Origin of the sequence: Pseudoalteromonas maricaloris, from assembly GCF_024746855.1 — a bacterium.
In the GTDB taxonomy this organism is placed as follows: Bacteria; Pseudomonadota; Gammaproteobacteria; order Enterobacterales; family Alteromonadaceae; genus Pseudoalteromonas; species Pseudoalteromonas maricaloris.
The window spans coordinates 1091050-1114405 of the sequence record NZ_CP024625.1; the positions used below are offsets into that span (position 1 = coordinate 1091050).

At 43.3% G+C, this 23356-nt stretch carries 23 protein-coding genes and 1 tRNA gene; 14 read left to right on the forward strand and 10 right to left on the reverse strand.

What is annotated here, in order from left to right:
- Nucleotides 1–172 precede the first annotated feature (172 nt).
- Nucleotides 173–1729, forward strand: coding sequence for a transcriptional regulator TyrR (gene tyrR, locus CTT31_RS04590; RefSeq protein ID WP_039492229.1), 1557 nt, complete (start codon nucleotides 173–175; stop codon nucleotides 1727–1729).
- 24 nt (nucleotides 1730–1753) lie between these two features.
- Here the strand turns inward: tyrR and CTT31_RS04595 are convergent, their stop codons facing one another.
- Nucleotides 1754–2320, reverse strand: coding sequence for a hypothetical protein (locus CTT31_RS04595; protein WP_039492231.1), 567 nt, complete (start codon nucleotides 2318–2320; stop codon nucleotides 1754–1756).
- 200 nt (nucleotides 2321–2520) lie between these two features.
- Between CTT31_RS04595 and CTT31_RS04600 the strand changes: the two genes are divergently transcribed.
- Nucleotides 2521–3054, forward strand: a complete 534-nt coding sequence (locus CTT31_RS04600; RefSeq protein WP_088532277.1) for an acyl-CoA thioesterase — start codon at nucleotides 2521–2523, stop codon at nucleotides 3052–3054.
- Between the two features lie 74 nt (nucleotides 3055–3128).
- Here the strand turns inward: CTT31_RS04600 and CTT31_RS04605 are convergent, their stop codons facing one another.
- Nucleotides 3129–3779 (reverse strand): OmpW/AlkL family protein, encoded by a 651-nt coding sequence (locus CTT31_RS04605; protein ID WP_039492172.1) that lies wholly within the window; start codon nucleotides 3777–3779, stop codon nucleotides 3129–3131.
- Nucleotides 3780–4038: 259 nt separating this feature from the next.
- On the opposite strand from CTT31_RS04605, the gene dapE reads away from it, so the two are divergent.
- The 4 genes from dapE to CTT31_RS04625 all read left to right on the forward strand — a co-directional run bounded on the left by dapE (nucleotide 4039) and on the right by CTT31_RS04625 (nucleotide 7077).
- Entirely contained in the window at nucleotides 4039–5220 is a 1182-nt protein-coding gene (gene dapE / locus CTT31_RS04610; protein WP_260492074.1) for a succinyl-diaminopimelate desuccinylase, read from the forward strand.
- A gap of 155 nt (nucleotides 5221–5375) precedes the next feature.
- On the forward strand, nucleotides 5376–5822 hold the full coding sequence (locus CTT31_RS04615) for an Hsp20 family protein (RefSeq protein ID WP_260492075.1): 447 nt from the start codon (nucleotides 5376–5378) through the stop codon (nucleotides 5820–5822).
- A 187-nt stretch (nucleotides 5823–6009) separates the two neighbouring features.
- Nucleotides 6010–6381 carry an acyltransferase gene (locus tag CTT31_RS04620; protein WP_010370784.1) on the forward strand — a complete coding sequence of 124 codons (372 nt, stop codon included), beginning with the start codon at nucleotides 6010–6012 and terminating at the stop codon, nucleotides 6379–6381.
- Between the two features lie 27 nt (nucleotides 6382–6408).
- Nucleotides 6409–7077, forward strand: a complete 669-nt coding sequence (locus CTT31_RS04625) for a hypothetical protein (protein WP_130126700.1) — start codon at nucleotides 6409–6411, stop codon at nucleotides 7075–7077.
- A 56-nt stretch (nucleotides 7078–7133) separates the two neighbouring features.
- Here the strand turns inward: CTT31_RS04625 and CTT31_RS04630 are convergent, their stop codons facing one another.
- From CTT31_RS04630 to CTT31_RS04640, 3 genes are read right to left on the reverse strand one after another with little or no spacing between them, the layout of a single operon-like run.
- On the reverse strand, nucleotides 7134–7655 hold the full coding sequence (locus tag CTT31_RS04630) for a hypothetical protein (protein WP_260492076.1): 522 nt from the start codon (nucleotides 7653–7655) through the stop codon (nucleotides 7134–7136).
- Nucleotides 7652–8830: a peptidyl-prolyl cis-trans isomerase gene (locus tag CTT31_RS04635; RefSeq protein ID WP_211859413.1), complete on the reverse strand. Its 1179-nt coding sequence runs from the start codon at nucleotides 8828–8830 to the stop codon at nucleotides 7652–7654. Before CTT31_RS04635 ends, CTT31_RS04630 begins: the two co-directional genes overlap by 4 nt.
- A complete protein-coding gene (locus CTT31_RS04640) occupies nucleotides 8830–9840 on the reverse strand; it encodes a phospholipase C/P1 nuclease family protein (RefSeq protein WP_260492077.1) in 1011 nt (336 codons plus the stop codon). The genes CTT31_RS04635 and CTT31_RS04640 overlap by 1 nt, the downstream gene beginning before the upstream one ends.
- A gap of 211 nt (nucleotides 9841–10051) precedes the next feature.
- On the opposite strand from CTT31_RS04640, the gene CTT31_RS04645 reads away from it, so the two are divergent.
- Both CTT31_RS04645 and CTT31_RS04650 read left to right on the forward strand, forming a co-directional pair.
- The gene (locus tag CTT31_RS04645; protein ID WP_010370798.1) at nucleotides 10052–10867 is read left to right on the forward strand and encodes a MipA/OmpV family protein; all 816 of its coding nucleotides are present in this window, start codon (nucleotides 10052–10054) and stop codon (nucleotides 10865–10867) included.
- Entirely contained in the window at nucleotides 10857–11255 is a 399-nt protein-coding gene (locus CTT31_RS04650) for a DUF3019 domain-containing protein (RefSeq protein ID WP_039492187.1), read from the forward strand. The genes CTT31_RS04645 and CTT31_RS04650 overlap by 11 nt, the downstream gene beginning before the upstream one ends.
- Nucleotides 11256–11280: 25 nt before the next feature.
- Here CTT31_RS04650 and CTT31_RS04655 read toward each other — a convergent pair whose 3' ends face one another.
- From CTT31_RS04655 to CTT31_RS04675, 5 genes are all read right to left on the reverse strand, one after another.
- The gene (locus CTT31_RS04655) at nucleotides 11281–12840 is read right to left on the reverse strand and encodes a cryptochrome/photolyase family protein (protein ID WP_260492078.1); all 1560 of its coding nucleotides are present in this window, start codon (nucleotides 12838–12840) and stop codon (nucleotides 11281–11283) included.
- The gene (locus CTT31_RS04660; RefSeq protein WP_260492079.1) at nucleotides 12840–14144 is read right to left on the reverse strand and encodes a DASH family cryptochrome; all 1305 of its coding nucleotides are present in this window, start codon (nucleotides 14142–14144) and stop codon (nucleotides 12840–12842) included. Before CTT31_RS04660 ends, CTT31_RS04655 begins: the two co-directional genes overlap by 1 nt.
- A gap of 59 nt (nucleotides 14145–14203) precedes the next feature.
- Nucleotides 14204–14716: a hypothetical protein gene (locus CTT31_RS04665; protein WP_260492080.1), complete on the reverse strand. Its 513-nt coding sequence runs from the start codon at nucleotides 14714–14716 to the stop codon at nucleotides 14204–14206.
- Nucleotides 14717–14864: 148 nt separating this feature from the next.
- Nucleotides 14865–15335, reverse strand: a complete 471-nt coding sequence (locus tag CTT31_RS04670) for a globin family protein (protein ID WP_260492081.1) — start codon at nucleotides 15333–15335, stop codon at nucleotides 14865–14867.
- 209 nt (nucleotides 15336–15544) lie between these two features.
- Nucleotides 15545–16324 carry a delta-class carbonic anhydrase gene (locus CTT31_RS04675; protein WP_260492082.1) on the reverse strand — a complete coding sequence of 260 codons (780 nt, stop codon included), beginning with the start codon at nucleotides 16322–16324 and terminating at the stop codon, nucleotides 15545–15547.
- Between the two features lie 488 nt (nucleotides 16325–16812).
- Between CTT31_RS04675 and CTT31_RS04680 the strand changes: the two genes are divergently transcribed.
- The 6 genes from CTT31_RS04680 to truB all read left to right on the forward strand — a co-directional run bounded on the left by CTT31_RS04680 (nucleotide 16813) and on the right by truB (nucleotide 23301).
- A tRNA-Met gene (locus CTT31_RS04680) sits at nucleotides 16813–16889 on the forward strand.
- A gap of 270 nt (nucleotides 16890–17159) precedes the next feature.
- A complete protein-coding gene (rimP, locus tag CTT31_RS04685; RefSeq protein ID WP_010370818.1) occupies nucleotides 17160–17615 on the forward strand; it encodes a ribosome maturation factor RimP in 456 nt (151 codons plus the stop codon).
- A gap of 39 nt (nucleotides 17616–17654) precedes the next feature.
- Nucleotides 17655–19154, forward strand: a complete 1500-nt coding sequence (gene nusA / locus CTT31_RS04690) for a transcription termination factor NusA (RefSeq protein ID WP_010370820.1) — start codon at nucleotides 17655–17657, stop codon at nucleotides 19152–19154.
- A gap of 25 nt (nucleotides 19155–19179) precedes the next feature.
- The gene (gene infB / locus CTT31_RS04695) at nucleotides 19180–21867 is read left to right on the forward strand and encodes a translation initiation factor IF-2 (RefSeq protein ID WP_039492199.1); all 2688 of its coding nucleotides are present in this window, start codon (nucleotides 19180–19182) and stop codon (nucleotides 21865–21867) included.
- Between the two features lie 82 nt (nucleotides 21868–21949).
- Complete coding sequence (gene rbfA / locus CTT31_RS04700) at nucleotides 21950–22354, forward strand: 30S ribosome-binding factor RbfA (RefSeq protein WP_039492201.1); 405 nt, start codon at nucleotides 21950–21952, stop codon at nucleotides 22352–22354.
- Nucleotides 22354–23301, forward strand: a complete 948-nt coding sequence (truB, locus tag CTT31_RS04705; protein ID WP_260492083.1) for a tRNA pseudouridine(55) synthase TruB — start codon at nucleotides 22354–22356, stop codon at nucleotides 23299–23301. Before rbfA ends, truB begins: the two co-directional genes overlap by 1 nt.
- Nucleotides 23302–23356 lie beyond the last annotated feature (55 nt).

A 23356-nucleotide genomic window follows, 5' to 3' on the forward strand; every position in this document is an offset into this window, starting at 1 on the left:
CAAGCGCTGAAAAACGTCTTAAAAAACAACTTTTTTCAGTTCTTCATTAGTATAGGACAAGAATTTGCGAGGATAGCTAAAATTCTGTTCAATATTCTTTACGTTTTTCTAGTCGGCCAGCTATTCTTAGAGTATGATCTCGTCAATTGTGAAAACCCGCTTTGAGGAACAAATGCGTCTAGAGATACATTGCGCTGACCGTATTGGTATTGCCCAAGAAATTCTCAATATCTTGGTGAGTTACCGTGTCGATTTGAAAGGTATAGAAGTCGATTCAGTAAATTGTCGAATGTACGTGAGCTTTCCACCCATCGAATTTGAACAGTTTCAGAAGATCATGCCTGAGATCCGCTTAATCGATGGCGTTGAAGATGTTCGTACTACAGCGTTTTTACCGTCAGAACGTGAACATAATGAGCTGAATACTTTGCTCAGTGCGTTGCCTGATGGTGTAATTTCTATCGACGCTAAAGGCTGGGTACGTCATTGCAATGACGCAGCTTGTCGCGACCTTAACATGGTTGAAAAGGAAGTGATCGGTGCCAACATTAACAACCTTTTGAAAGGGTTTAACTTTACCCGTTGGTTAGAAGGTAAAGAGGTGTTAGGTCAGACAACCCGTGTCGAAGTGGGCGGGGAAGATTTTATTGCTGATATTTTGCCAATTTCGGTGCCCCAAGGGATCGAAGGCGATGTATTAGCCGGTGCGGTGATTAACATTAAATCGCAGTCGCGATTAGGGCAGCAAGTCAGTGCGTTTCGTCGTTACGGTCAAGAAAGTTTTGCGACGATCCATAACCACAGCACAGCCATGCGTAGAGTCGTGCGTGAAGCCAGAAAAATGGCACAGCTAGAAGCGCCAATTCTGATCACAGGTGAAACTGGTACGGGTAAAGAGCTATTGGCTAGAGCATGTCATTATGCGTCTAACCGTTCGTTAAAGCCGTTTATCGCGCTTTCTTGCGCTTCGCTGCCAGATGATGTTGCCGAGTCAGAGCTGTTTGGTTATGCAGGCTATGAAGAAAATGCAGCGCCAAAACGTGGTGTATTAGAACAGGCTGATGGTGGCACGGTATTCCTTGACGAAGTGGGTGAAATGTCAACCCAGTTACAGACTAAGTTACTGCGTTTTTTACAAGACGGTACATTCCGTAAAGTCGGTGACGAGAATGAAGTTAAGGTTAATGTTCGCATCATAGCTGCAACGCAAAAAGATTTACCAGCAATGGTGCAAGAGGGCGTATTTAGAGAAGATCTCTACTATCGCATTAACGTGCTAACGCTTGAAATTTCTCCGCTGAGAGATAGAAAAGCAGATATCGGGCCTTTGGCTGAGCATTTTGTACAAAAATATGCCCAGCAAAATGGTCATCCAGCGCCAACACTTGCTAGAGAATGTATTGAGTTTTTAGAGAATTACCCTTGGCCTGGTAATGTGAGGCAGCTAGAAAACGCCATTTATCGTGCGGTCTCGTTGCTTGATGATAAAGAACTTCGTACTGAGCATCTAAACTTACCGACCTTTACCCATGACTTAGGTTATTTAGAGTCTGATTTTGAAGGGACGTTAGACCAAGCGGTGAAGCGATTTGAAGCAACTTTGTTGCGCAAGCTTTACCCCGCTTATCCGAGCTCAAGGCAACTGGCTAAACGTTTGGGATTAAGCCACACAGCCGTTGCCAACAAGCTGCGTGAGTATGGGATAAATAGAAAAACAGTCAAAGTATGATCTAAAGGCCACGCAATGTGGCCTTTATGATTTAGTTCCCATGTCTTTTGTCACGCCATCTACCTTAATATTCTTAATGCCATCTTCTTCAAAAGAGAGTGTGATACTCACGTTATCTCGCGCAAAGAAGTAATCTATCCCATTTACCGTCAAGACGTAATTACCCTTTACAGAGTCGCTAAACTCTTTTTTCACAAGAGAGATGTGATGATCTGCAATTTGCCACTTAAATTCAGAAATAAAACCTTGATTGAATTCTTGGATCCACACGCGGGTATCGTCTTTACTCAGTGTAATGGCAACTGAGTAAGACTCTGGTAGTTCAGACATGTCATAATGATTTGCACCGATGCGAAACTGTTCAGTCTGTTTGTTCCAAGCAAAACCAAACTCAAACGCTTTCTCTACACCGGTTGGATAGGTTAGCGCGCCTTCTCCTTTAAAGTCGAAGTCTGCATAGCACATACTGGAAAAGACAAATAAGGTGGAACAGGTAACAAGGGATAATTTTTTCATTGACTTCACTTCAGCTATTTTACTTAATTTGAGGTTCGCGTATGTAGTAACCGAACTCATTGTTTTTAAGCTCATTTTATGGTCATTTCTGGTCATGCTAGAAAGGCGTTCATTTTTTGAAGCTCAGATTATTAATCTAGTTTACTGACAGCATTACCGCAACCAAGGGTCAAAGTAATGTATCAGTTATAGACGCAAGCGTAGCAAAATAATCACTTTAGAATATGAATTGCTATGCTAGAATCGGAAAATTATTAACTGGTAAGACCATTGTTATGAACTTATATTTTCGTTTACTGCTGCTGTTTTGGAGAATAAGACAGAATAAACAAACGGCAGATTCCATTTTATCTCCGATAGATATCGAGTACCGCGCCCTGCCAAGCGATTGCGATATCAATATGCACTTGACCAATTCACGATACCTGGCATTTATGGATTTGGCGCGTACTTGGATGACAGAGCGAGTTGGGTTATTTGCAGCTGTGATGAAACGCCGCTGGTTCCCAATTGTTAACGCAACAGCGATTACTTATATCCGCGATATCAAGCCGCTGCAAAAATTTACCATTACCACTAAGGTGGTGGGATGGGATCATAAATACTTTTACATTGAACAGCGCTTTCATTCTAAACGTGGACTGCATGCAATTGCTTATGTGCGTGGGGTATTCAAGCGTAAGGGTGGGGTGGTTGCGGTCGAAGAAATGCTCGAAGTAGCTGGGTTTAACGGTGAAGCACCTATTTTATCTCCTGAGATTATGCATTGGAAAGCCATGTTAGAGGCAAAGAAAAACAGTAATCTATAAACTATAAAGGCCACATCAGTGGCCTTGGGGATTGAGAAAGTAACAGTAAATCTGTGATTTAAACCATTTAGGTATTAGAACTTATATTTCACACCGAACATGGCCACAACAGGGTCTAGCTCAACGTCAGATGTCAGTGCCTTTACACCGTTAGCGTAAACTGTTGCATCGGTATTGATGTCAATTTTAGAGATCATGCCGTGCAGGCCCCATTTTTCATTTAAGTCGTAGTTAAAGCCGATTTGTAATGCAATACCAAAAGAGCTATCTAAATCAACTTCTACGTCGTTAGTCTTTAGTGTTGCTTTTAGTGCAGCACTCGGCTCTTCATCGAAGAATACTGTGTAATTTAGACCCGCGCCGATAAATGGACGGAACTTAGCGCTTGCATCAAAGAAGTGATACTGTGCAAGTAATGTTGGTGGCAAGTGTTTAATGTCTGCGATTTCAGCTCCTGCTAAGCCACCAGCACCGTCAACTGTGTGAGAAAATGGTGTTGCCGCAACCAGTTCAAATACGATGTTATCGCTGTAGTGGTAGTCAAGCGTGATACCTAGCTGAGTATTTGAGTCAGCAACTAGACCAAGAGAGTTATCTTGATCAATTGCAGAAGCCGAATTGTCAGGGTTTACGTTAATAGCACCAACATTAACACTGAAATTTGCGTGTGCGAAGGGAGCAGCAACTAGCAGAGTAGATAAAAGTGCAGCGCTTAAAGTTTTCATTTTCTTCTCCTAACCCTATGTGAGGACATTTTTAAACTGTGAAACAGTGTGTGTTTTCAATGAAGTCATCTTAAAAGGGTTCAAAAAATGAAAAACTGTTCTAGATCAATTTTTAAATTGTAAGATTTCAGAAATTTTTGAAAGTTTGATTTAGATTAAGTTTTCTCGATGTCATTAATTTGCATTAAAACTGCAATGCTGTGGTCAAAGTTTCATCTTTAAATAATTGCTAGATTTCACCTACAAATCATTCTTAGTTATGTCACTAGCAACACAGTATCAAAACCTCAGTACTTCCTACGCCACAGAGATCTTAACGCGTTTGATCCAAGCGCCTTCGGTTACGCCGTGTGATGCAGGCACTATTGCGTTTATGGCAGAGCAACTCGCTGCGCTGGGCTTTACTATTGAGCAGTTTGAGGTGCAGGGAGTAAAAAACTTGATTGCAAGTTATCGTTTCTCTCAAGGACCAACTTTTGCCTTTTCTGGTCATGTGGATGTCGTGCCTGCAAATAATAAAGGCTGGATTGTGCCACCATTTAGTGCGCAGATTATTGATGGTGTGATGTATGGACGCGGTGCTGCAGATATGAAAGGTGGCGTTGCGGCAATGCTTGCTGCAACCAAAACATTACTACAGCATCCTGAAAAATTACGAGGAAGCTTTTACTGGTTGCTCACTTCTGACGAGGAAGGTGAAGCGGAGTTTGGTTCCAAATTGATTGCAGAGCGATTAGCTGAAAATGGCATTGAGCTAGATGCTTGTTTGGTTGGTGAACCGACTTCACACCAAGTGGTGGGAGATACGGTTAAAAATGGTCGTCGTGGGGCGATTTCTGGGCGTATTCAGGTTAAAGGAAGAGCGGGGCATGTGGCTTATCCAGAACAAACGATTAATGCTGCTCACATCGCAGGCCAGTTGGTTAGCCAGCTCGCGCTTTTACCTTGGTGGAAAGACGAAGCAGGATCGCAAACCACGCTGCAAGTCACCGGGATCACAGTACCAAATATCGTGGATAATTTAGTGCCAGCAGAGTGTGAAATCACATTTAATATTCGTTACAGCCATGCCTATAAGAGCCAAGAAGTTGTGCACTATATTCAAGAGTCGCTGGCTAAATCCGGTGCTATGTTAGCGATCAGTTGGGAGCGGCCTTGTGAGTCGTTTTATACCGGCGCGAAGCAAGAAAACTGTTTCTTAACGCTGGTAGAACAAGCAATTCAGGAAACAACGGGGCAATATCCGAGTTTAAGTACTGCAGGTGGCACCTCCGATGGTCGCTTCTTTGCGACCGGAAAAACGCAAGTGATCGAATGCGGGGTAAAGAATGATTCAATTCATCAAGTGAATGAACATCTATCCCTCAGCGATCTACATGCCATAGAAAGAATATACTTATCTGTTTTAAATAGGTTTTTTAAAAAAGTTGAAAATTTTTAAAAGAATTTTCTTGAAAATAAATTTGCTGACCATAAATAGCTTTATGAGGACGCCGACAGGGCCTCATAAATTAAATAACTATTTGTTTTAAAAGTGCTTATTGGTTCTTTTTGAAGAGTGAGCACCTATGTATAGCTTTAAGAGGATACAAAATTATGCGTACAGTAGATTTATCACCATTATATCGTTCATTTATCGGTTTTGATCATTTAGCTTCTATGATGGATGCTGCTGCAAGAACAGATAAACAACCTAGCTATCCACCATACAACATCGAAGCGCTAGGTAAAGACAAGTACCAAATTACCATGGCTGTTGCAGGGTTTACCGAGCAAGAGCTAACACTGGAATCAGAGAACAATACGTTGACCGTAAAGGGGCAAAAGCAAGCGACTGAAGAAGCCAACGAGCGTAAATTTATTCATCAAGGGATCGCCGAACGCGGATTCGAGCGCAAATTCCAACTTGGTGATCACGTCAAAGTATTAGGCGCAGACTTAGCGCACGGCTTACTGGTTATTGACCTCGAGCGTGAGATCCCAGAAGCACTGAAGCCAAAAAAAATAGAGATTGGCTCGGGCAACTTGCTTGAAAGCAAGTAATATCAATCTAATTTATTGATTTCCAACTCGCCGCCGTCAGGCGGCTTTTTTTGCCTAAATACAAAGCATTTGTTATTAGTAAAGTTATGCCTCACTTGTTATCCCCCAGAAAATGAAACTAGGACTAAGACAATACGTAAAAAGACGAAATGGTGTACCACTGGGTCATAGTCAGTCACTAGGAAACATGTTACGGCGCGCTTTCGGCGCTCAGTCTTTCGATGGCTTCTGGGTTTATTGGAATCCTATCTGGAGTTATTACTTGGCGCGCTTCGTATTTCGTCCATGTACAGCGAAAGTGGGGGGAAAACTTGGCTATTGGTTTACTTTTATCGTGAGCGGCGCATTGCATGACGTTATTGTTGGATTAGTAGTGGGAGAAACTATTTTTACATTTACCCCATTCTTTGCTGTACTCGGGGTTTTTGCGCTTGGATTTAAAGTGACGGGGTATCGTTATCCGAGTCAGCACTTTCTCATTGCATCTTTGTTTAATGGCTCGATCATTGTATTTAGTTTTTATCTAAGTAGTGTTTTTAGCGAGTTACTTGTATGGTAGAAGAAAAATATTGCGTTGAGATGAAGAATGGAGCTAAAAGATAAGCTGATATTGTTGTTGAAATCAGGTGGGTTATCGTTACTCATCGCGGGTGGATTTTATACTTTGTTGTTTCACATGTCCGCACAATTTCATCACCAAGTGCAATTTTCGCCCTTTTCGCAAGATACTGGCGTAAACGCGATGCTAATTTATAGCTTGTTGGTTTTTCTATTCAGTATCATTTTTAGCTATTTCTTTTTGAAAATGCATGCTGTCCGTCATGATTTACATGTCGATGGCTTAGTTCTAAGCATCAAATATACACACTTAGTGCTTTGGGGAGGTGTTGTCAGCATTGCGATTTATATCTTATTACACATGAATCAACATATTTTAGTGTTAAAACAAGCCAAAGACAGCCACACTTCAGCTCAGCAACTCGAAGCGTTGGTTTCTTATCTGCCTGAAAGTGGCGATGTGATAGATCTTGCGGTTGCACAAAACCCCGCGACGGCACCAAACACGCTAACTTATTTGAGTCTAAAACGAGACTTTGCTACGCACTTAGCACTTGCGATGAATCCAAGTACTCCCAAAACAGTGCTAGAAGAAATTATTAGCTATTATCACGGAGGACAACAAGATGTCGTCCTCAATGCGGTGATGAAAAACCCTAATGTGGCTAGCGGCAAGGTTCAGCTGCAGGTACGTTAATGGTTTTGTTCTGTGACTGAGCGCATGGGAGACGCAAGAGGAGCCGCGGCCTAATTTTATTTGCTATCACGTTCGCTCAATTCAGTACGTAGTTTACTTTGCATGTCTTTAAGTGCCGTGATTTTGTCTCTTGCCTCTTGTAACTGTTGTTGTGGTAATCCCTCTTTAACCCCACGTGCTAGCAGAACTTCTATTTGCGCTACTTTACCATCGACGGCCGCAATATACTGTTGTTTTAGCTTGGCGTCTTTTTGATCCAAATACGCTTGGTAAGCTTCGGTATCCGACAAATCGCCCTGAAAATCATCCATTTGCTTTTCAGCTTGGTTTATTGGCGGCAGATATTCAGGCTCCGTGATTGGCTTAACGGCTTTGGGTGAGGTCTCGGCATTTGGTTTGATAGGAGCATAAGTATTGATTGGCGTGATTAACGTTTCAGTTCTTTTCTGCTGCTCAGGCTTTGTCTGTGAAGGGGGATTATATGTGGGGTTTTGCCAACCTATGTTGGCAAAACGCAGTGTGAATCCAGCTATCACAGCCCCAAGGAATATGACAATCAATGCTTGCCAATACTTCATATTACCGCTCCGCTGTTTGCCGTTTTCCAAGCCATATAATCTTGCTCGAATTTGTGCTGAGCAAACTCTTGGGTCAGTGCCCGCAGTGCTTGGTAGCGTACTGTTTCACTTTTCACATCGTAATAATCATATATCGGTGACTGGCTATACAATACCAGCCATTCGCCACTTGGCGTGCGAATACTAGGCGTTATCTTGCCTTGTTGATTACTAAACGCCAGCTGTGTTTCCCATTTCGGCGTGCTTTGGCGGGTCAGCGGAGTGAGTTGAGCCTGCCATATTAATATCGGGGTATATTTAGCGACGGCTTGTTGCCATGAGTGTGCATTTGCATAATCATTAAATTGCTGTGCGGCTTTTTGTTCGGGAAATTTCGCTGCGCTCGCACTGACTTGCTTGATGTATTTAAACCGCTTCTTATGACGCTCATAATACTTCGCGATAGCACTTTCTGGAATTTCACTTCTTAGGGTATCAACATACTGGCTCGTTGCACCATGCATCTCTTCCTTAACACCAAGAAATGCCAACATGCTCGGCCTCAATAGTTCTGCGGTTACCACTTGTCGTAACTGTTCTATTGTCAGGCCTTGCTTAGCAACATAAGGTTTTGCGGCGGTAAATAGCGCCTGTTGATTGAGATGTTGATTGACAATAGCTTGCAGTAACGCGAGTTCTCCCTGGTGAAGTTTAAAGCGGTTTTGCATTGATTGGCTATGTAATACTTGAGCAAGTGTCAGTGGCGCTGATTTTGTTAGTTGCAGCTGTTGCCATTTGAGTAATTGCTCAGCAGGGTATTGCCCATCAGCGGGGTACTGTCCTAGTAAAGACAGCATCTGATCCTTATCAAATACCAAAGGGTAGTGTTTTTTTTCAAGCTGAGAAAGTGCCGGGAACCAATGTAAGAGTGAGCTTGCGAGAAACTTATCGACGTGATATTGGGTGCTGAAACCAACGTTAGATTGGCGCTCCAAAATACTTGGGTTAAGTTGCTTCGCTTGGAATAGTAAGAACTGGTTTTCAAGTAACTGCGCTGTAGTTTGCTTTTTAGATAGTGTTCGGCCTTGCTCAAGGTAGAGTTGGTGAACCAAAGGCGTCAGGGCTTTAGGTATACTTGGTGAGGCAAAGCTTGGTAAGCAAAAACTGCTTACCAAGAAAAGTAAAACAAATCGCATTATCTCACGTCCATCGCGTGATTAAGTAAATGAACCACCATCGCTATCGCATGTGGGATCACTTGTTTTCCTGTATTTACGCGATCGTAATGATCCTCAGAGTTCAATACGATACCACCTTGTGAGTAGGAGAAAGCGCCACCTTGCGTTAGTAGTGGGCGGATGTCTATTGAGTTAGTATCAACTGCACTAAAACTATTCATTGCTTGCTTGACCAAAGTAAAGTCATTTAATGATTCTTGATCATAATAGTCTTTCACCCAAGACTCCCAGCCAGCATGATTCAGATCTGATGTTGTCCAAGTATGGTGTGGTTGAAGTAAATCCGTGGTGTGAAATACAAAACCGAGTACTTGTGGGTTCCCGCTTTGCACATAACTTTGGTACCAATACTGACCTAAGTTGTCAATCGGTTGAAAAGGCATTTCTTCAAAGTCATCATACATGCTGTACGTTGAGTGACTATCAATACGATAGTGCTTTTCTGTTATCCCATAACTATCGTATTCAGTGTCATCAGCACTAAACCATCCAGTTTCGCCGCCATGACCATCGTCTAAATAATCGCCTTTTAGCCAAGTCGCCGCCATCGTATCAACAGAGCCCCACACGGTTAACTTTTGATAGTTATAACCACCGAAGTCATTGCCGTGAGTATCAGCTCCTTGAGTATGGTTTTGGAAGTGCCAGTAACTGGTGTATTTCACGATGCTTTCAGCAGCACCCCAAAGAGGTGCCTGTACACAGTCACCCGTAATGGCACCACAAAAAAACGTATCTTCAAAATCATCGACGTCATAAGCCGCTTGGCCTAGTAAGTTGGCAAGCGCAGATACAGACATACCGTTAGCTTGTGCGTAGGCTTGTAGCTTTGCATATTGTGTTGTTGTCGGGTTTTGCGCCATGTAGTTCACAGCGTCGATTACGATACGCTTATGTGTTTCTTGACTAAATGCGTGGCTTTGACCTGCTACGACTATTAGCGCCAAAGGGAGTAAATATTTTTTCATGAATTGCCTCTATTGATTTTAATTTATGTGAACGCGAATTTTTCTGCTTAAAGCAAAGTGCGCTATTTAAAATAATTTATGTGAAATATTTATTAAAATAAAGTTAAATTGTGTATAGGTTAAAAATTAGAGAAGATGCTTGTTGGTCACAAAGGGGTCAGGTATGATCTCGGGGAGAATTTAGGCACACCTGCGCTAAACGAATGGAACTATGAAAAAACTACTTATAATAATCAGTTTATTGTTACCGTTTTATGGAATTTGCGAAGAACAAAGTGACGAGCTTGATGACGAGTTTGCTTGGCAGCTGAGTGTTGGTGCCTTTTACGTTGATATGACAATGCCAGCTTTGATTGGCACGGACTCGACATTCAAACATGGTACTTTTCTAGTCGATGCAAAAATAGAATATAAAAGTTTTTACTTGAATACCCACTCAGGAGATTTCTTTGGTGGCTCGGATGTTGGTTACCAAATTATCAACAATGGTGAATGGGGAATTGATGCCATTTATGGCAGTTATATGTTGCCTTTTTCTGAACGTGGTTACTACGATACCGACGATGTGGTACCTGAGCTAAGAGGCATTCGTAAACGCGATCAAGATAATTCTTTAGGCTTTTCCTATTATCGCCATGTCGGTGAATTTCTTGCCGTTGCTGAAATAGTCTACGATGTTTTTGGTGACACAAACGGTTGGGTTTTTCACCTCGAAGCGACACGTAACTTTGAATTGAGGAACTGGGATTTATGGCTTAACTTTGGCGCTAACTATTATTCTAGTAATTTTCATAATTACTTCTATGGTGTTTCAGAGGATGAAGTCAATGACTATTTGACTCCCTATAAACCCGGTGCTTCGGCCTCGGCGTTCGTACAAATGCAACTAAATTATCCAATTGCAGAAGATTGGGTGTTTAGCGCAGGCGCATCATGGTTAGTTGGTTCTCAAGATACGTTAGATAGCCCCTTAGTTCGCTCTCGCCACGCCAGAGTATTCTTTACTGGGGTGAAATATGTATTCTAAATTAATCACATGGACAGTGTTGTTTCTAGGGGTCTTGTGGAGCCACCAGCTCCGCGCCGAAGAAACTAACTCAGTGGGAATACTTCATGCTGTACCGAGCAAGTGTGTTGCCCTGAACCAGGGGAGGACTTGCTATGCTGACGTCAAAGTAACGGTAAATGCACCAACTGAAGGTGACTATTGCATTCGAGAGAGTTTGTCGAAAAAGATCCTCCAGTGTTGGGCCAAAGCGGATACTTTTAAATATGAGTTAGACTTTAGTTCTGATGAGAGTTTGAGCTATGAGCTTATCTCAAAGCAGTCTCGAGATGTGCTAGCAGTGACCACTATTGAGGTGAACTGGGTTCACAAAGTAAAAACCAAAAAAAGGCGTTGGCGCCTCTTTTAATGTTTAGGCTACGTCCGAGCGTAGCCTAAAGTTGCTCAATGTTATCTAAGCACCATTGTGCCCTTATGAGCACTTCTTGCCGTGTTTTCTCATCTTGTTTTTGCCAATTTCGATAGATCATGCCAATCCGGTGGTTATTGGCAAACTTATCCTCATGGCGGTGCATAAAATGCCAATAGAGGCTGTTTAGTGGGCAGGCATCATCACTCGATTTTTGCTTGACGTCGTAGTGACAATGCTGACAATAATCACTCATTTTTTGCATGTAGTTACCGCTTGCAGCGTAGGGTTTGGTTGCTACTATGCCGTGATCAGCAAATTGTGTCATGCCTCTGGTGTTCGGCATTTCGACCCATTCAATGGCGTCGATGTAGATACCTAAATACCATTCATCCACTTGATCTGGGTGAATTCCGGTCAACAGACAAAAGTTTCCCGTGACCATTAATCGTTGAATATGGTGAGCGTAGGCGTAATCCAGGCTTTGGTTGATGGCTTCACTGAGGCAGCGCATCTTCGTTTTTCCATGCCAAAAATAGCTTGGTAGATTACGCTGGGCAAGCAAGTAATTTTTATGGCGGTAGTCTGGCATATTGAGCCAGTAAACAGCTCGGATATACTCTCGCCAGCCTAATATTTGCCTTACAAACCCCTCAATCTGTGCAATATCAATTTGTGAGTTGTCTTGGTATGCTGCGATAGCACTGTCGATAACGTGTTTGGGGTGAAGCATTTTTGCGTTGAGGGCAAAAGAGAGTCGTGAGTGATACAGTGTCCATTTATCGTCACTTTTACAGGTCATTGCATCTTGAAATTGACCGAACGAAGGCAATAGGTGTTCACAGAAAAAGGCCAAAAGATCTTGAGCTTGCGCACGGGTAGTCGGCCATAGCAATGATTCTTCGCTGTTGCCAATGGTCTTTACTTTATGCCGCTTAATCCGCTTTAAAATGTCACTAACATCGTTGACAAAACAAAGCGGTTGTGGGATAGCGTCGATGTCTTTTTGCTTGAGCTTGTTACGGTTTTGACTATCGAAATTCCATTGCTTGCCAAGCGGCTCACCGTCATCCATTAATACATTAAAACGGCGTCTGAGCTTGCGATAGAAAAACTCCATCGTAGTGTGTTTTCCTGGCGTTAAGTAGTCATCCAGCTCTTCATAAGGGACTAAAAAATGCTCAGTGTCAAAGCTGCGAACCTGTAACTGGTCGAGTGTTAATTCCATCATTTGCTTCAGTAAGCGATATTCATCCGGTCTTTGATAGTCAAAACTAGACACCTGATATTTATCACATAAATGCGCAATTAAAGCGGGGAGATCCGAATAGTCCTGAGTCTCATCGAGGGTGAGATGTAGCACATGGAATCCAGCTTTATCCAGCGCAACGGCAAAATTCTCCATAGCTTTGAAGAAAGCACACACTTTTTGTATGTGATGTTTGGTGTAGTCGGTCTCTTGTTTGAGTTCTGCTATCAGATAAAGATACTTTGCTTTATCGTCAGCAAACCAACTATGTTTAGCATTGAGTTGGTCGCCAAGAATTAATCTGAGGCCTTTATATTGAGGTTTTTGTTGTGCCATTAGTTATCCTCCAAAGGCCAACCAACATGATCTTGGCTGTCGAGTTGTGGAGTGGCTTCTCCTTGCCATAATTTTATATATTCACCATCTGGGTCAAATAGTGCTTGTTGCTTTGTGATATTGAAATGGCGACCGCCACGAGGATCTGCCCCAACACCCGCGATATACTGCCAATTTCCCCAATTTGCCGCGACGTCGTAATCGATAAGATGTTGCTCAAAAAAAGCGGCACCATAGCGCCAATCTAGCTGCAACTCATTAACACAGTAGCTCGCAGCTATTTGTCTTGCCCTGTTGGAAATCCAACCGGTTTTAGTCAATTCGTGCATAATGGCATTGACCAGTGCGCTGGGCGTTCGACCTTGGTACCACTTTAAAAAGCGCTCTGGATAGAAACTGGTTTTTGGTGTTTTGGCTTTGACGCCTGAAAAGCAAAATAGCCTGTATTGATGTTTGAGCGCATACCAATGAAAGTACTCACGCCACAACAGTTCAAACCAAATCCAATAGGTTGATTCATTTGCGCCTCTTTGCTGCTCAAATTGAGTAAGTGCTTGCTTGATCTGTCTAGGACTGATAGCGCCATAGGCAAGTATAGGACTAAACCGAGTGGAAAAATACTCACCGAACAAGGCGTTTCGGGTTTCTTTGTATGTGAGAGCCGCACCCGTTTGGAAGTATTGTTGTAGCTGCTGTTGAGCTTGCGCTTCACCGGCGGCTACTTTGATACTGTATGAAGAGTTTGCTTTAAATTCAGCTAACTCTGATATCCGATTCGGTCTTGGTGGAAGCTTCGCGGTTGCAATAGGTGAATTAGGTTCAATTTCCTCTACAGCTTTGCGAAATGGCGTAAAGCTCTGTGGTAGTTCACTGACGCTGATTGGTAGTGAGTTTGGCTCAAAAAGGGTGTTTGAATAAGCACTAATATATTGAATGTGTGGGAAATTATCTTGTAATTTTAACCAAAGCTTTTGTTCATCGAATCCTGGATGAACAGTGCGACCGATATGAGTTACCTGCTGTGTATGAATAATCTCAGTCAGTGCTTTGAGCTGAGCTGTGTCACGCAACAGATACAGCTTCTGTTGTTGTGAAACTAGTGATTGATGTAAGGCATTGAGCGTCTGATTGCGATAACATTCGACAGCAAAAGAAGGTGAGCACTGCGCCTTGCGAGCCGTCCATAGGTTTACAGTGGGTAGATAAATGCAGATGAGTGTGTCGACTTGAGACGCCAGCGTTGTAAGTGCGGGATTATCACTAAGGCGGCAGTCGTTTTCAAATAAATAGAGTCCTACTTTCACGTTTATTCTTAACAGTCATGAACGAATAAGACTCTATACGTAACAATCAGCTAAATTGCTCAGTTAGTTTGGCAAGATTCTATAAGTGTACGCAAGTGAGCACCAACGTCTTGTGTTTTGGTTTGGCCTTGCTCAAGTAAGTTACTTGCTTGCTGTTTTAGCTCAGCCAAATCATACTGCTCAAGCAAAGTTCTTAAGTATCTAACTGTATCAGCACCTTGCTGAAGCAAATCAGGAAATTGTTCGATGGAAATTTCCTGTTGGCTTAGGCGAGAAATAGAGTTGAGTAGGTCGCTTAAATTTGCACTGTCTTGCAATGCGCCTTCAACCGCAATAAGCGCGCCCATCGGATCGGCATCTAGATTATTTGCAACGCAAGCTGCAACACTACCTGCCTCTGCTGATGCTTGCACTGACTCGATCCCTTTATCACGGATCTGCTCAACCACTTGTTGTAGCTCTTGATGTTCAGATAAATATTGTGCCTCGATTTGGGCTTTAGAGTCTTCCAGCATATCGCATGCGGTAAGTGAAACGACCATAGTAGACGCAAAGGCAATCGCTCTTAGCATTTTATCACTTCCTATATAAAGATTTTGTGAAAGTCTAAATAGCTAAGGGTCAGAAGTCACGCAGAGTTTGGTTTTGTAAGCTCTGCATGACTTTGATCTTAGAGTAATGTTTAGTGGCTGCCGTTGTCTCTTCGTTTAGCTGCTCAAGTTAGTTTGCTTGTTGCTGCGCTCTTTTGAACTCCTGTAGACCAACGATATTCGTTTTCTTGAATAATTCAAAGCGCAGCATATTTTCGATGAGTAACAGTGCTTTGTTCCAAGCGTTTTTTGCTGCTGTGGTAAAATGCCTGCCAAGATGACTTTTTAGCGTTGCTATAAAGGTAAACAACAAGACACTGATATCTTTTTCTGACGTTCCCATAAATAACAGCGTACCGCGTTGTTTTTGCAGATAATGTAATAAGTTTGACTGCTGTGGGATACGCATCACACAATTTTGCACAAAATCAAATATTTGATGCTCCCAGATTATGAGTTGTCCCACATTTGTTGGAATTTGCATGCGCAAATCGTAATGTTGAATTTGGTTGTACCAAGAAGTGCAAAAGCCATGGAAATTCGGACGAATACTCGCAAGCGTTTGAGTTAAAAGTTGATATTGATAGGGAGTAATGCTCATAGACGCCTCTTCAAACTGATGAAGAGCGGATCCTTTGCTCAAAAACAAATAGCCTAAGTCTGAGTATAGCTGTTTTTTTTAAATGCGAGACTTTTTAATATTTTTTTGTGAGATTTTTCTTACATTGTAATAATTAATTGAATTTCAATATGCTGGACCTAGCTAAAGTAGGCCGATATTTAGCAACGGCCCACATTGATTTAAAAATATTAGTGCTTGATTGGTGAAAGCAACTGTGGATCTGTCACGAGTTTACGAATGCCATGCGCATGGTCCTCTTCAAAATCATTGTCTTTACACCAACGCGCGAGACTATTTATATCAACTTTGGCACAGCTTGGACGTACACTCCAGCTTACCTGTAAAGGTGAGCACTGTTGGTTGCTATAGCTAGGTCCTGTAGTTGAACCTAAAAACTCAACTGGTGTGCCGGTATTGCTCGGTAAAGCCCCCGCTTGATGGTAACCGCCAACTTGGCCTTGATAATCAAGCTCAGTGAAGTCTTGCGCATTTTCATCATTAACCACTAAAAACACTTGAGTTTCGACGCGTAGACCGGGGTTGGCGCAGCTGTCATTTAAGCAAGCGCCGAGTGTCGGGCCGGGTTTTACATCACAAGAGCTATGAACCCAGTGTACTTCAATTGTATCGCCGGGCTTTACGTTGTTACATACTTTATCTTCTACAGGAGCAAGCTCCGCAGGGGTGAGGCTTGCAGTTGCATTACACTGGAATCCACCATACTTCGGGTCATTGGAAACGACAGAGAAGTCTTTGGCTTTATGTTCCGCATTTTTATGAAAGTGGATGTTACATAGGTTGAGTTTTTCTTTTGGTGGAGCCATAGCAAAAACCCGTTTGTTGTGACCCTGCAAACTATCAATATCTCTCGGTGTTTGTGGTCCTGCCGATTCACATTGCGCTGCAAACGCTTCAAAGCTAAATATAGACAGCGCTGTCAATTTGCTTGATTTTATAACCGTTCTCATTTGGTTTTCCTTTCTTTCGTGATTTTTCTGTTCCCAATTATGGATCAAATATTTCTTTTTTGTTACAAAAAATGGGAGGGGACGAAACTGGACCGATGAGTTTGGTGTCACGGTGTTGTATGTGAAAAGTAAAATACCTGATTACATCTCAGCAACGAGCTGAAACGTCAGAAGATAGTTCTAAATCAAGGTTGCTATCTAGGCATACTGTCTTTATAATACGCAGCATATTTAGTCAATCGGACTGAAACTTTCGTTTTTCAGTATAATTGGCTTTAAGCATGGGCAATACATCGCTCATTCAAATGGCATTTTTGAGATGTCTACTTCTTTGAAAAGTAGAAGTAAAACAATTTTATGTTTCGGTGTAGAATGGAGTTGCTCGATAGATGGTCGGGCGCTTGATTTGGTAAAGTGCCGAAGGTCGTCGGTTCAAATCCGGTTACCACTTCTTTGAAAAGTAGAAGTAAAACAATTTTATGTGTTGGCGCGGGATGGAGCAGCCTGGTAGCTCGTCGGGCTCATAACCCGAAGGTCGTCGGTTCAAATCCGGCTCCCGCAACCAAGTTAAAGATTGAGTTCTTTGATTTCGCGCATTCCTTGTAATGCGCGTTTTGCGTTTAAGCATCGGCTTTTTTGTTTAAGTTGATGATTAATTTGGCTGAGATAGCTCGCAAACCAAGCACGGCCTTTGGCCACACAGTTTGTTATTCGTGTGACGCCCCGCTTGGTTCGGGGCGTTGTTGTATCTGGCGCAAGGTGTATTCTGAGCCCAAGATCAAGCAGCTATGATTTGGGGCTTTAGGCCCTTTTTTTGTTTGTATGGAGGAGTTCTGTGTCAAAACTCGAGCAAGATTTGACTGAAATGTTGGAGCCTGCAGTTGCTGCGTGTGGCTTTGAATTACTCGGTCTTGAGTTTGTGCAAGCTGGTCGTCATTCTACACTTCGTGTATATATCGATCATGAAAACGGCATTAATGTAGATGACTGTGCGGAAGTGAGTCGTCAAGTTAGTGCAATTTTAGATGTCGAAGACCCGATTACGAACGAATATAGTTTGGAAGTATCTTCTCCTGGTGTTGACAGACCATTATTCAAACAAGCTCACTATGAAGCAGCAGTGGGAGAGGAAGTACGTTTGCGTACTAAACTTCCGCAAGAAGGTCGCCGTAATTTTAAAGGCGACTTAGTAGCAGTTAATGGCGATATGATCACGTTAAAAGTTGACGCTCAGGATTTCATCTTGATGTTGAGCAACATTGAGCGTGCCAATATCATCGCAAAATTCTAACTTTGAGTGCGAAGGACAAGGGCAAGCGAGGCATTACCTATGGCAAAAGAAATATTGTTGGTGGCAGAAGCTGTTTCCAATGAAAAAGCGGTCCCAAGAGAAAAGATTTTTGAAGCATTAGAGTTCGCACTAGCGACGGCAACAAAAAAGAAGCACGGTGGTGAAATCGAAGTACGCGTTACTATCGACCGTAAAACGGGCGAGTACGATACTTTTCGTCGTTGGAAAGCGGTTGAACCACAAGAAGACGGTTCACTAGAGAATCCATATGCGGAAATCACGTTTGAAGCGGCGCAAGTTGATGAGCCTGACATTCAATTAGGTGATTACGTTGAAGAGCAGATCGAATCAATTAAATTTGACCGTATCACCACACAGATGGCGAAACAGGTAATCGTACAAAAAGTACGTGAAGCTGAGCGCGCATTAGTTGTTGATGCATATAAAGATCAAAAAGGCGAGCTAGTGACAGGTGTTGTTAAAAAAGCAACGCGTGACGCTATCGTTATCGACCTTGGTAACAATGCTGAAGCGGTAATTTACCGTGAAGACATGCTACCACGCGAAAGCTTCCGTCCGGGTGACCGTGTACGTGGTCTACTTTATGAAGTGAAGCCTGAAGCGCGTGGTGCACAGCTATTTGTTACGCGTTCTAAGCCTGAAATGTTGATGGAACTATTCCGTATTGAAGTTCCGGAAATTGGCGAAGAAATGATTGAACTTAGAGGCGCGGCACGTGACCCAGGTTCTCGTGCTAAAATCGCTGTAAAATCAAACGACAAGCGTATCGACCCTGTAGGTGCGTGTGTTGGTATGCGTGGCGCACGTGTACAAGCTGTGTCTTCAGAGCTTGGTGGTGAGCGTGTTGACATCGTACTTTACGATGATAACCCTGCACAGTTCGTGATCAACGCAATGGCTCCGGCTGAAGTAGCTTCAATCGTAATGGATGAAGATACGCGCACGATGGAAATTGCAGTTGAAGCTGACAACCTAGCACAAGCGATTGGTCGTAATGGTCAAAACGTACGTTTAGCTAGCCAACTTACTGGTTGGGAACTAAACGTAATGACAGTGGAAGAGATGGAGCGTAAGAGCTCGGAAGAATCAGATAAATTGGTTAATCTATTCACTGAAAATCTAGACATCGACGATGATTTTGCAACACTACTGATCAACGAAGGCTTCTCTTCACTTGAAGAAGTGGCTTATGTGCCAGTAGCTGAATTTTTAGAAATCGACGGTCTAGACGAAGAAACCGTTGAAGAATTACGTAACCGTGCAAAAGATGCACTGACTACGAAAGCACTTCGCGATGAAGAAAGTCTAGAAAATGCAGAACCTGCAGAAGACCTACTAGCACTTGAAGGACTTGAGCGTCATACCGCTTTTGTTTTTGCTAGCAAAGGTATCGTTACACTTGAAGACCTTGCAGAGCAAGGTATTGATGACTTAGTTGAAATTTCTGAGTTATCAGAAGAGCAAGCTGGTGAGTTAATCATGGCTGCACGTAACATTTGCTGGTTCAGCGAAGAGTAATTTATTAACGGAGGTAACATCACGTATGGCAGAAGTGAGCATTAACAAACTAGCCGAGAGTATTGGTACAACTGTTGATAAATTACTACAACAGTTAAAAGATGCAGGGATCACCAAAGCCGAGGGCGACCAAGTTACTGAATCCGAAAAGGCGACGTTGCTTGATCACCTAAGCAAGCAACACGGTGGCACTGGTTCAACCGGCCCTGAGCGTATGACTCTACAGCGTAAGAGTAAAAGCACGTTAAGTGTTAACTCATCTGGTAAAGCGAAGTCTGTATCTGTAGAAGTCCGTAAGAAGCGCACTTACGTTAAAAAGAGCGCAATCGAGCAGCAGAAAGAGCAAGAACGCTTAGCTGCAGAGGAAGCTGCGCGCAAAGAAGCAGAGTTAATGGCTCAGCAACAAGCAGAGCAACAGGCCAAAGTAGAAGCTGAGCGCAACGCGCGCGAAGAAGCGGAACGCAAGGCCGATGAGGAAGCCGAGCGCAAAGCTAAAGAAGAGGCGAAGCGACAAGCTGATGCTGAACGTCAAGCCAAAGATAAGCAGAGTAAAGAAGTGGATAGCGCGCAACAAATTAAAGAACGTCAAGAAGCTGAGCGTCTGCGTCAAGAAGCAGAAGCGGCAGCCCTGAAAAAGGCAGAAGAAGAAGCAAAACGTCAAGCGGAAGAAGCTCGTCGTCTAGCTGAAGAAAATGAAGCACGTTGGAAGGCGGAAGAAGAAGAGCGTCTTCGTCGTGAAGAAAATGCTGATCACCACCTAACAACTTCTACTTACGCTCGTGAAGCGGAAGATGAGTCTGATGCACGTGAAGAGAAAAGCGCACGTCGTAAGAAGAAGAGAAAGCCAAGTGCGAAAGAAGAAGCTGCAGAAGCGAATGCGAAGAAGCTGAAAGGCAAAAAAGGTCGCTTAAAAGCGCCAACTTCGTTACAGCACGGTTTCCAAAAGCCAGCGGCAGAAGTGAAACAAGAAGTACGTATCAGTGAAACAATCACTGTTGCAGAACTTGCTTCTCGTATGGCTGTTAAAGGCGCTGAAGTTGTTAAGACAATGATGAAGATGGGTGACATGGTTACGATTAACCAAGTTATCGATCAAGAAACTGCGCAGCTAGTTGCTGAAGAAATGGGTCACAAAGTCATTCTAGTGAAAGAAAACGAGCTAGAAGAAAAAGTACTAAATGACCGCAGCGAAGATGGTTCTCTTGAGCCTCGTGCGCCAGTAGTAACAGTAATGGGTCACGTTGACCACGGTAAAACGTCAACACTTGACTACATTCGTAAAGCGAAAGTTGCAGACGGCGAGGCCGGCGGTATTACTCAGCATATCGGTGCATACCATGTTGAGACTGAAGGTGGCATGATCACTTTCCTCGATACTCCTGGACACGCGGCGTTTACATCAATGCGTGCTCGTGGTGCGAAAGCAACCGATATCGTTGTACTTGTTGTTGCAGCGGACGATGGTGTAATGCCTCAGACGAAAGAAGCGGTACAACACGCGAAAGCGGCAGAAGTACCACTTATCGTTGCTGTGAACAAAATGGATAAAGAGGGCATTGACCCTGACCGCGTTAAGAATGAGCTTGCTCAACTAGACGTAATCCCAGAGGACTGGGGCGGTGAAACGCAGTTTGTTCATATCTCAGCTAAGACTGGTCTTGGTATTGATGAGCTACTAGAAGCAATCCTAATGCAATCTGAGCTATTAGAGCTACGAGCTTCTGAAGAAGGTATGGCATCTGGTGTGGTAATCGAATCTCGCCTTGATAAAGGTCGCGGTCCGATTGCTTCTGTACTTGTTCAATCAGGTACCTTAAACCAAGGTGATATCGTACTTTGTGGTCTTGAATATGGCCGTGTTCGTGCGATGAAAGACGAAAACGGTAAAGACATCAAAACCGCAGGTCCTTCAATTCCAGTAGAGATCTTAGGTCTTTCTGGCGTACCAGCAGCTGGTGACGAAGCAACGGTAGTTCGTGATGAGCGTAAAGCACGTGAAGTGGCACTATACCGTCAAGGTAAGTTCCGCGAAGTGAAGCTTGCTCGTCAGCAGAAAGCGAAGCTTGAGAACATGTTCTCTAACATGACTGAAGGCGACGTATCTGAAGTGAACATCGTTCTGAAAGCAGACGTTCAAGGTTCTATCGAAGCAATCGCTGATTCATTGACTAAACTGTCTACAGATGAAGTAAAAGTGAAGATAGTAGGTTCAGGTGTTGGTGGTATCACTGAAACGGATGCAACGCTTGCAGCGGCTTCTAACGCTATCATCGTTGGCTTTAACGTACGTGCGGATGCTTCTGCTCGTAAAGTCATTGAAGCTGAGAACTTAGACTTACGCTACTACAGCGTTATCTACGACCTAATCGAAGAAGTGAAACAAGCAATGACAGGTATGCTTGCACCAGAATTTAAGCAAGAGATCATTGGTCTCGCTGAAGTTCGTGACGTGTTCAAGTCGCCTAAGATCGGCGCTGTTGCAGGTTGTATGGTAACTGAAGGTGTGGTTAAACGTAGCGCGCCAATCCGTGTACTTCGTGATAACGTGGTTATCTACGAAGGTGAACTTGAGTCACTTCGTCGCTTTAAAGATGACGTTGCTGAGGTTCGTAACGGTATGGAATGTGGTATCGGCGTTAAGAACTACAACGACGTTAAAGTCGGTGACCAAATCGAAGTATTTGAAACTGTACAGGTAGAGCGTACGCTTTAATTGTAAGTTATTAAAATACTTGAGATGGGGGCACTAGCCCCCATTTGTGATCTCATAGATTTTGAAATTTTAAGTGGTGAAAATGAGAGAATTTTCTCGTACAGATCGCGTTGCACAGCAAATTCAAAAAGAAATTGCAGTGATCCTACAGCGCGAAATTAAAGATCCAAGATTGGGTATGGTAACAGTGTCAGCTGTTGAGGTATCACGCGATCTTTCTTATGCAAAAGTATTCATTACTGTGCTGAATACCAGTGATGAAGACAAAACTAAGCAAAGTGCGGCTATTCTGAATGAAGCAACCGGTTATATTCGCTCGCTTCTTGGCAAGCGTATCCGTGCGCGTATCATGCCTGAGCTTAAATTTGTTATTGATAACTCCCTAATGGAAGGTATGCGTATTTCTAACTTGGTTGACTCTGTGATCAGAGAAGACAACGCAAAGCGTGGTCCTGAGTTTGGAGATAAAGACCAAGAGGAAGAGTAATGGCGCGTCGCACCAAAGGCCGTGCGATCGACGGCATTCTGTTATTAAATAAACCGCAAGGCATTTCTTCTAACAAAGCACTGCAGCAAGCAAAGGGCATTTATTTCGCTCAAAAAGCGGGCCACACCGGTGCTTTGGATCCGCTGGCAACAGGTATGTTGCCAATTTGCTTTGGTGAAGCGACTAAGTTTACCCAGTTTTTGCTTGATACCGATAAAACCTACGTGGTGAGAGCACAGCTGGGTGAGCGCACGACGACATCAGATTCTGATGGTGAAATTGTTGAAACGCGACCAGTAAATGTAACACTTGAGCAGCTAGAGCAAGAAATTGCCAGCTTCTTGGGTGAATCTGATCAGTACCCTTCGATGTATTCGGCGCTCAAATATCAGGGCCAACCGCTATACAAATATGCCCGTGAAGGCATCGAAGTACCGCGAAAATGCCGCAAAATTAATGTTTATCGTATCACGTTAGACGAATATGACGAGCAAACTCAACAAATTCAAATGACGGTGCATGTGTCTAAGGGCACTTATATTCGTACGATAGTCGATGATTTGGGGGAAAAGCTTGGCTGTGGTGCGCATGTCATTATGTTACACCGTAGTGAAGTTGGTCATTACCCTAGCGACAAAATGATTACCTTAGTCGAGCTCGAAGCGTTACTTGAGAAAGCAAAAGCGGAAGAAGTTGCGCCTTCTACTTATCTCGATGAATTATTGTTGCCGATGGATACCGCTTTGGTCGACTTGAGCGTTGTTGATATTAGCGCTGAGCAAGGTGTTGCTTTTGGTCATGGGCAGACCGTTGTTGTCGAAAATTTACCAGACGGTATTGTTAAAGTGGTTGCTGATGGCAAGTTTGTTGGGATTGGCGAGCGTAATCCTCAAGGGTTATTGAAAGCAAAACGCGCGCTATCTTCCGCTGAGCCGGAATCACAATAAAATCTTCCTATGCAAGGGGAGTTTATGCTGGTATAATCCGCCAGCTTCCGCTTTG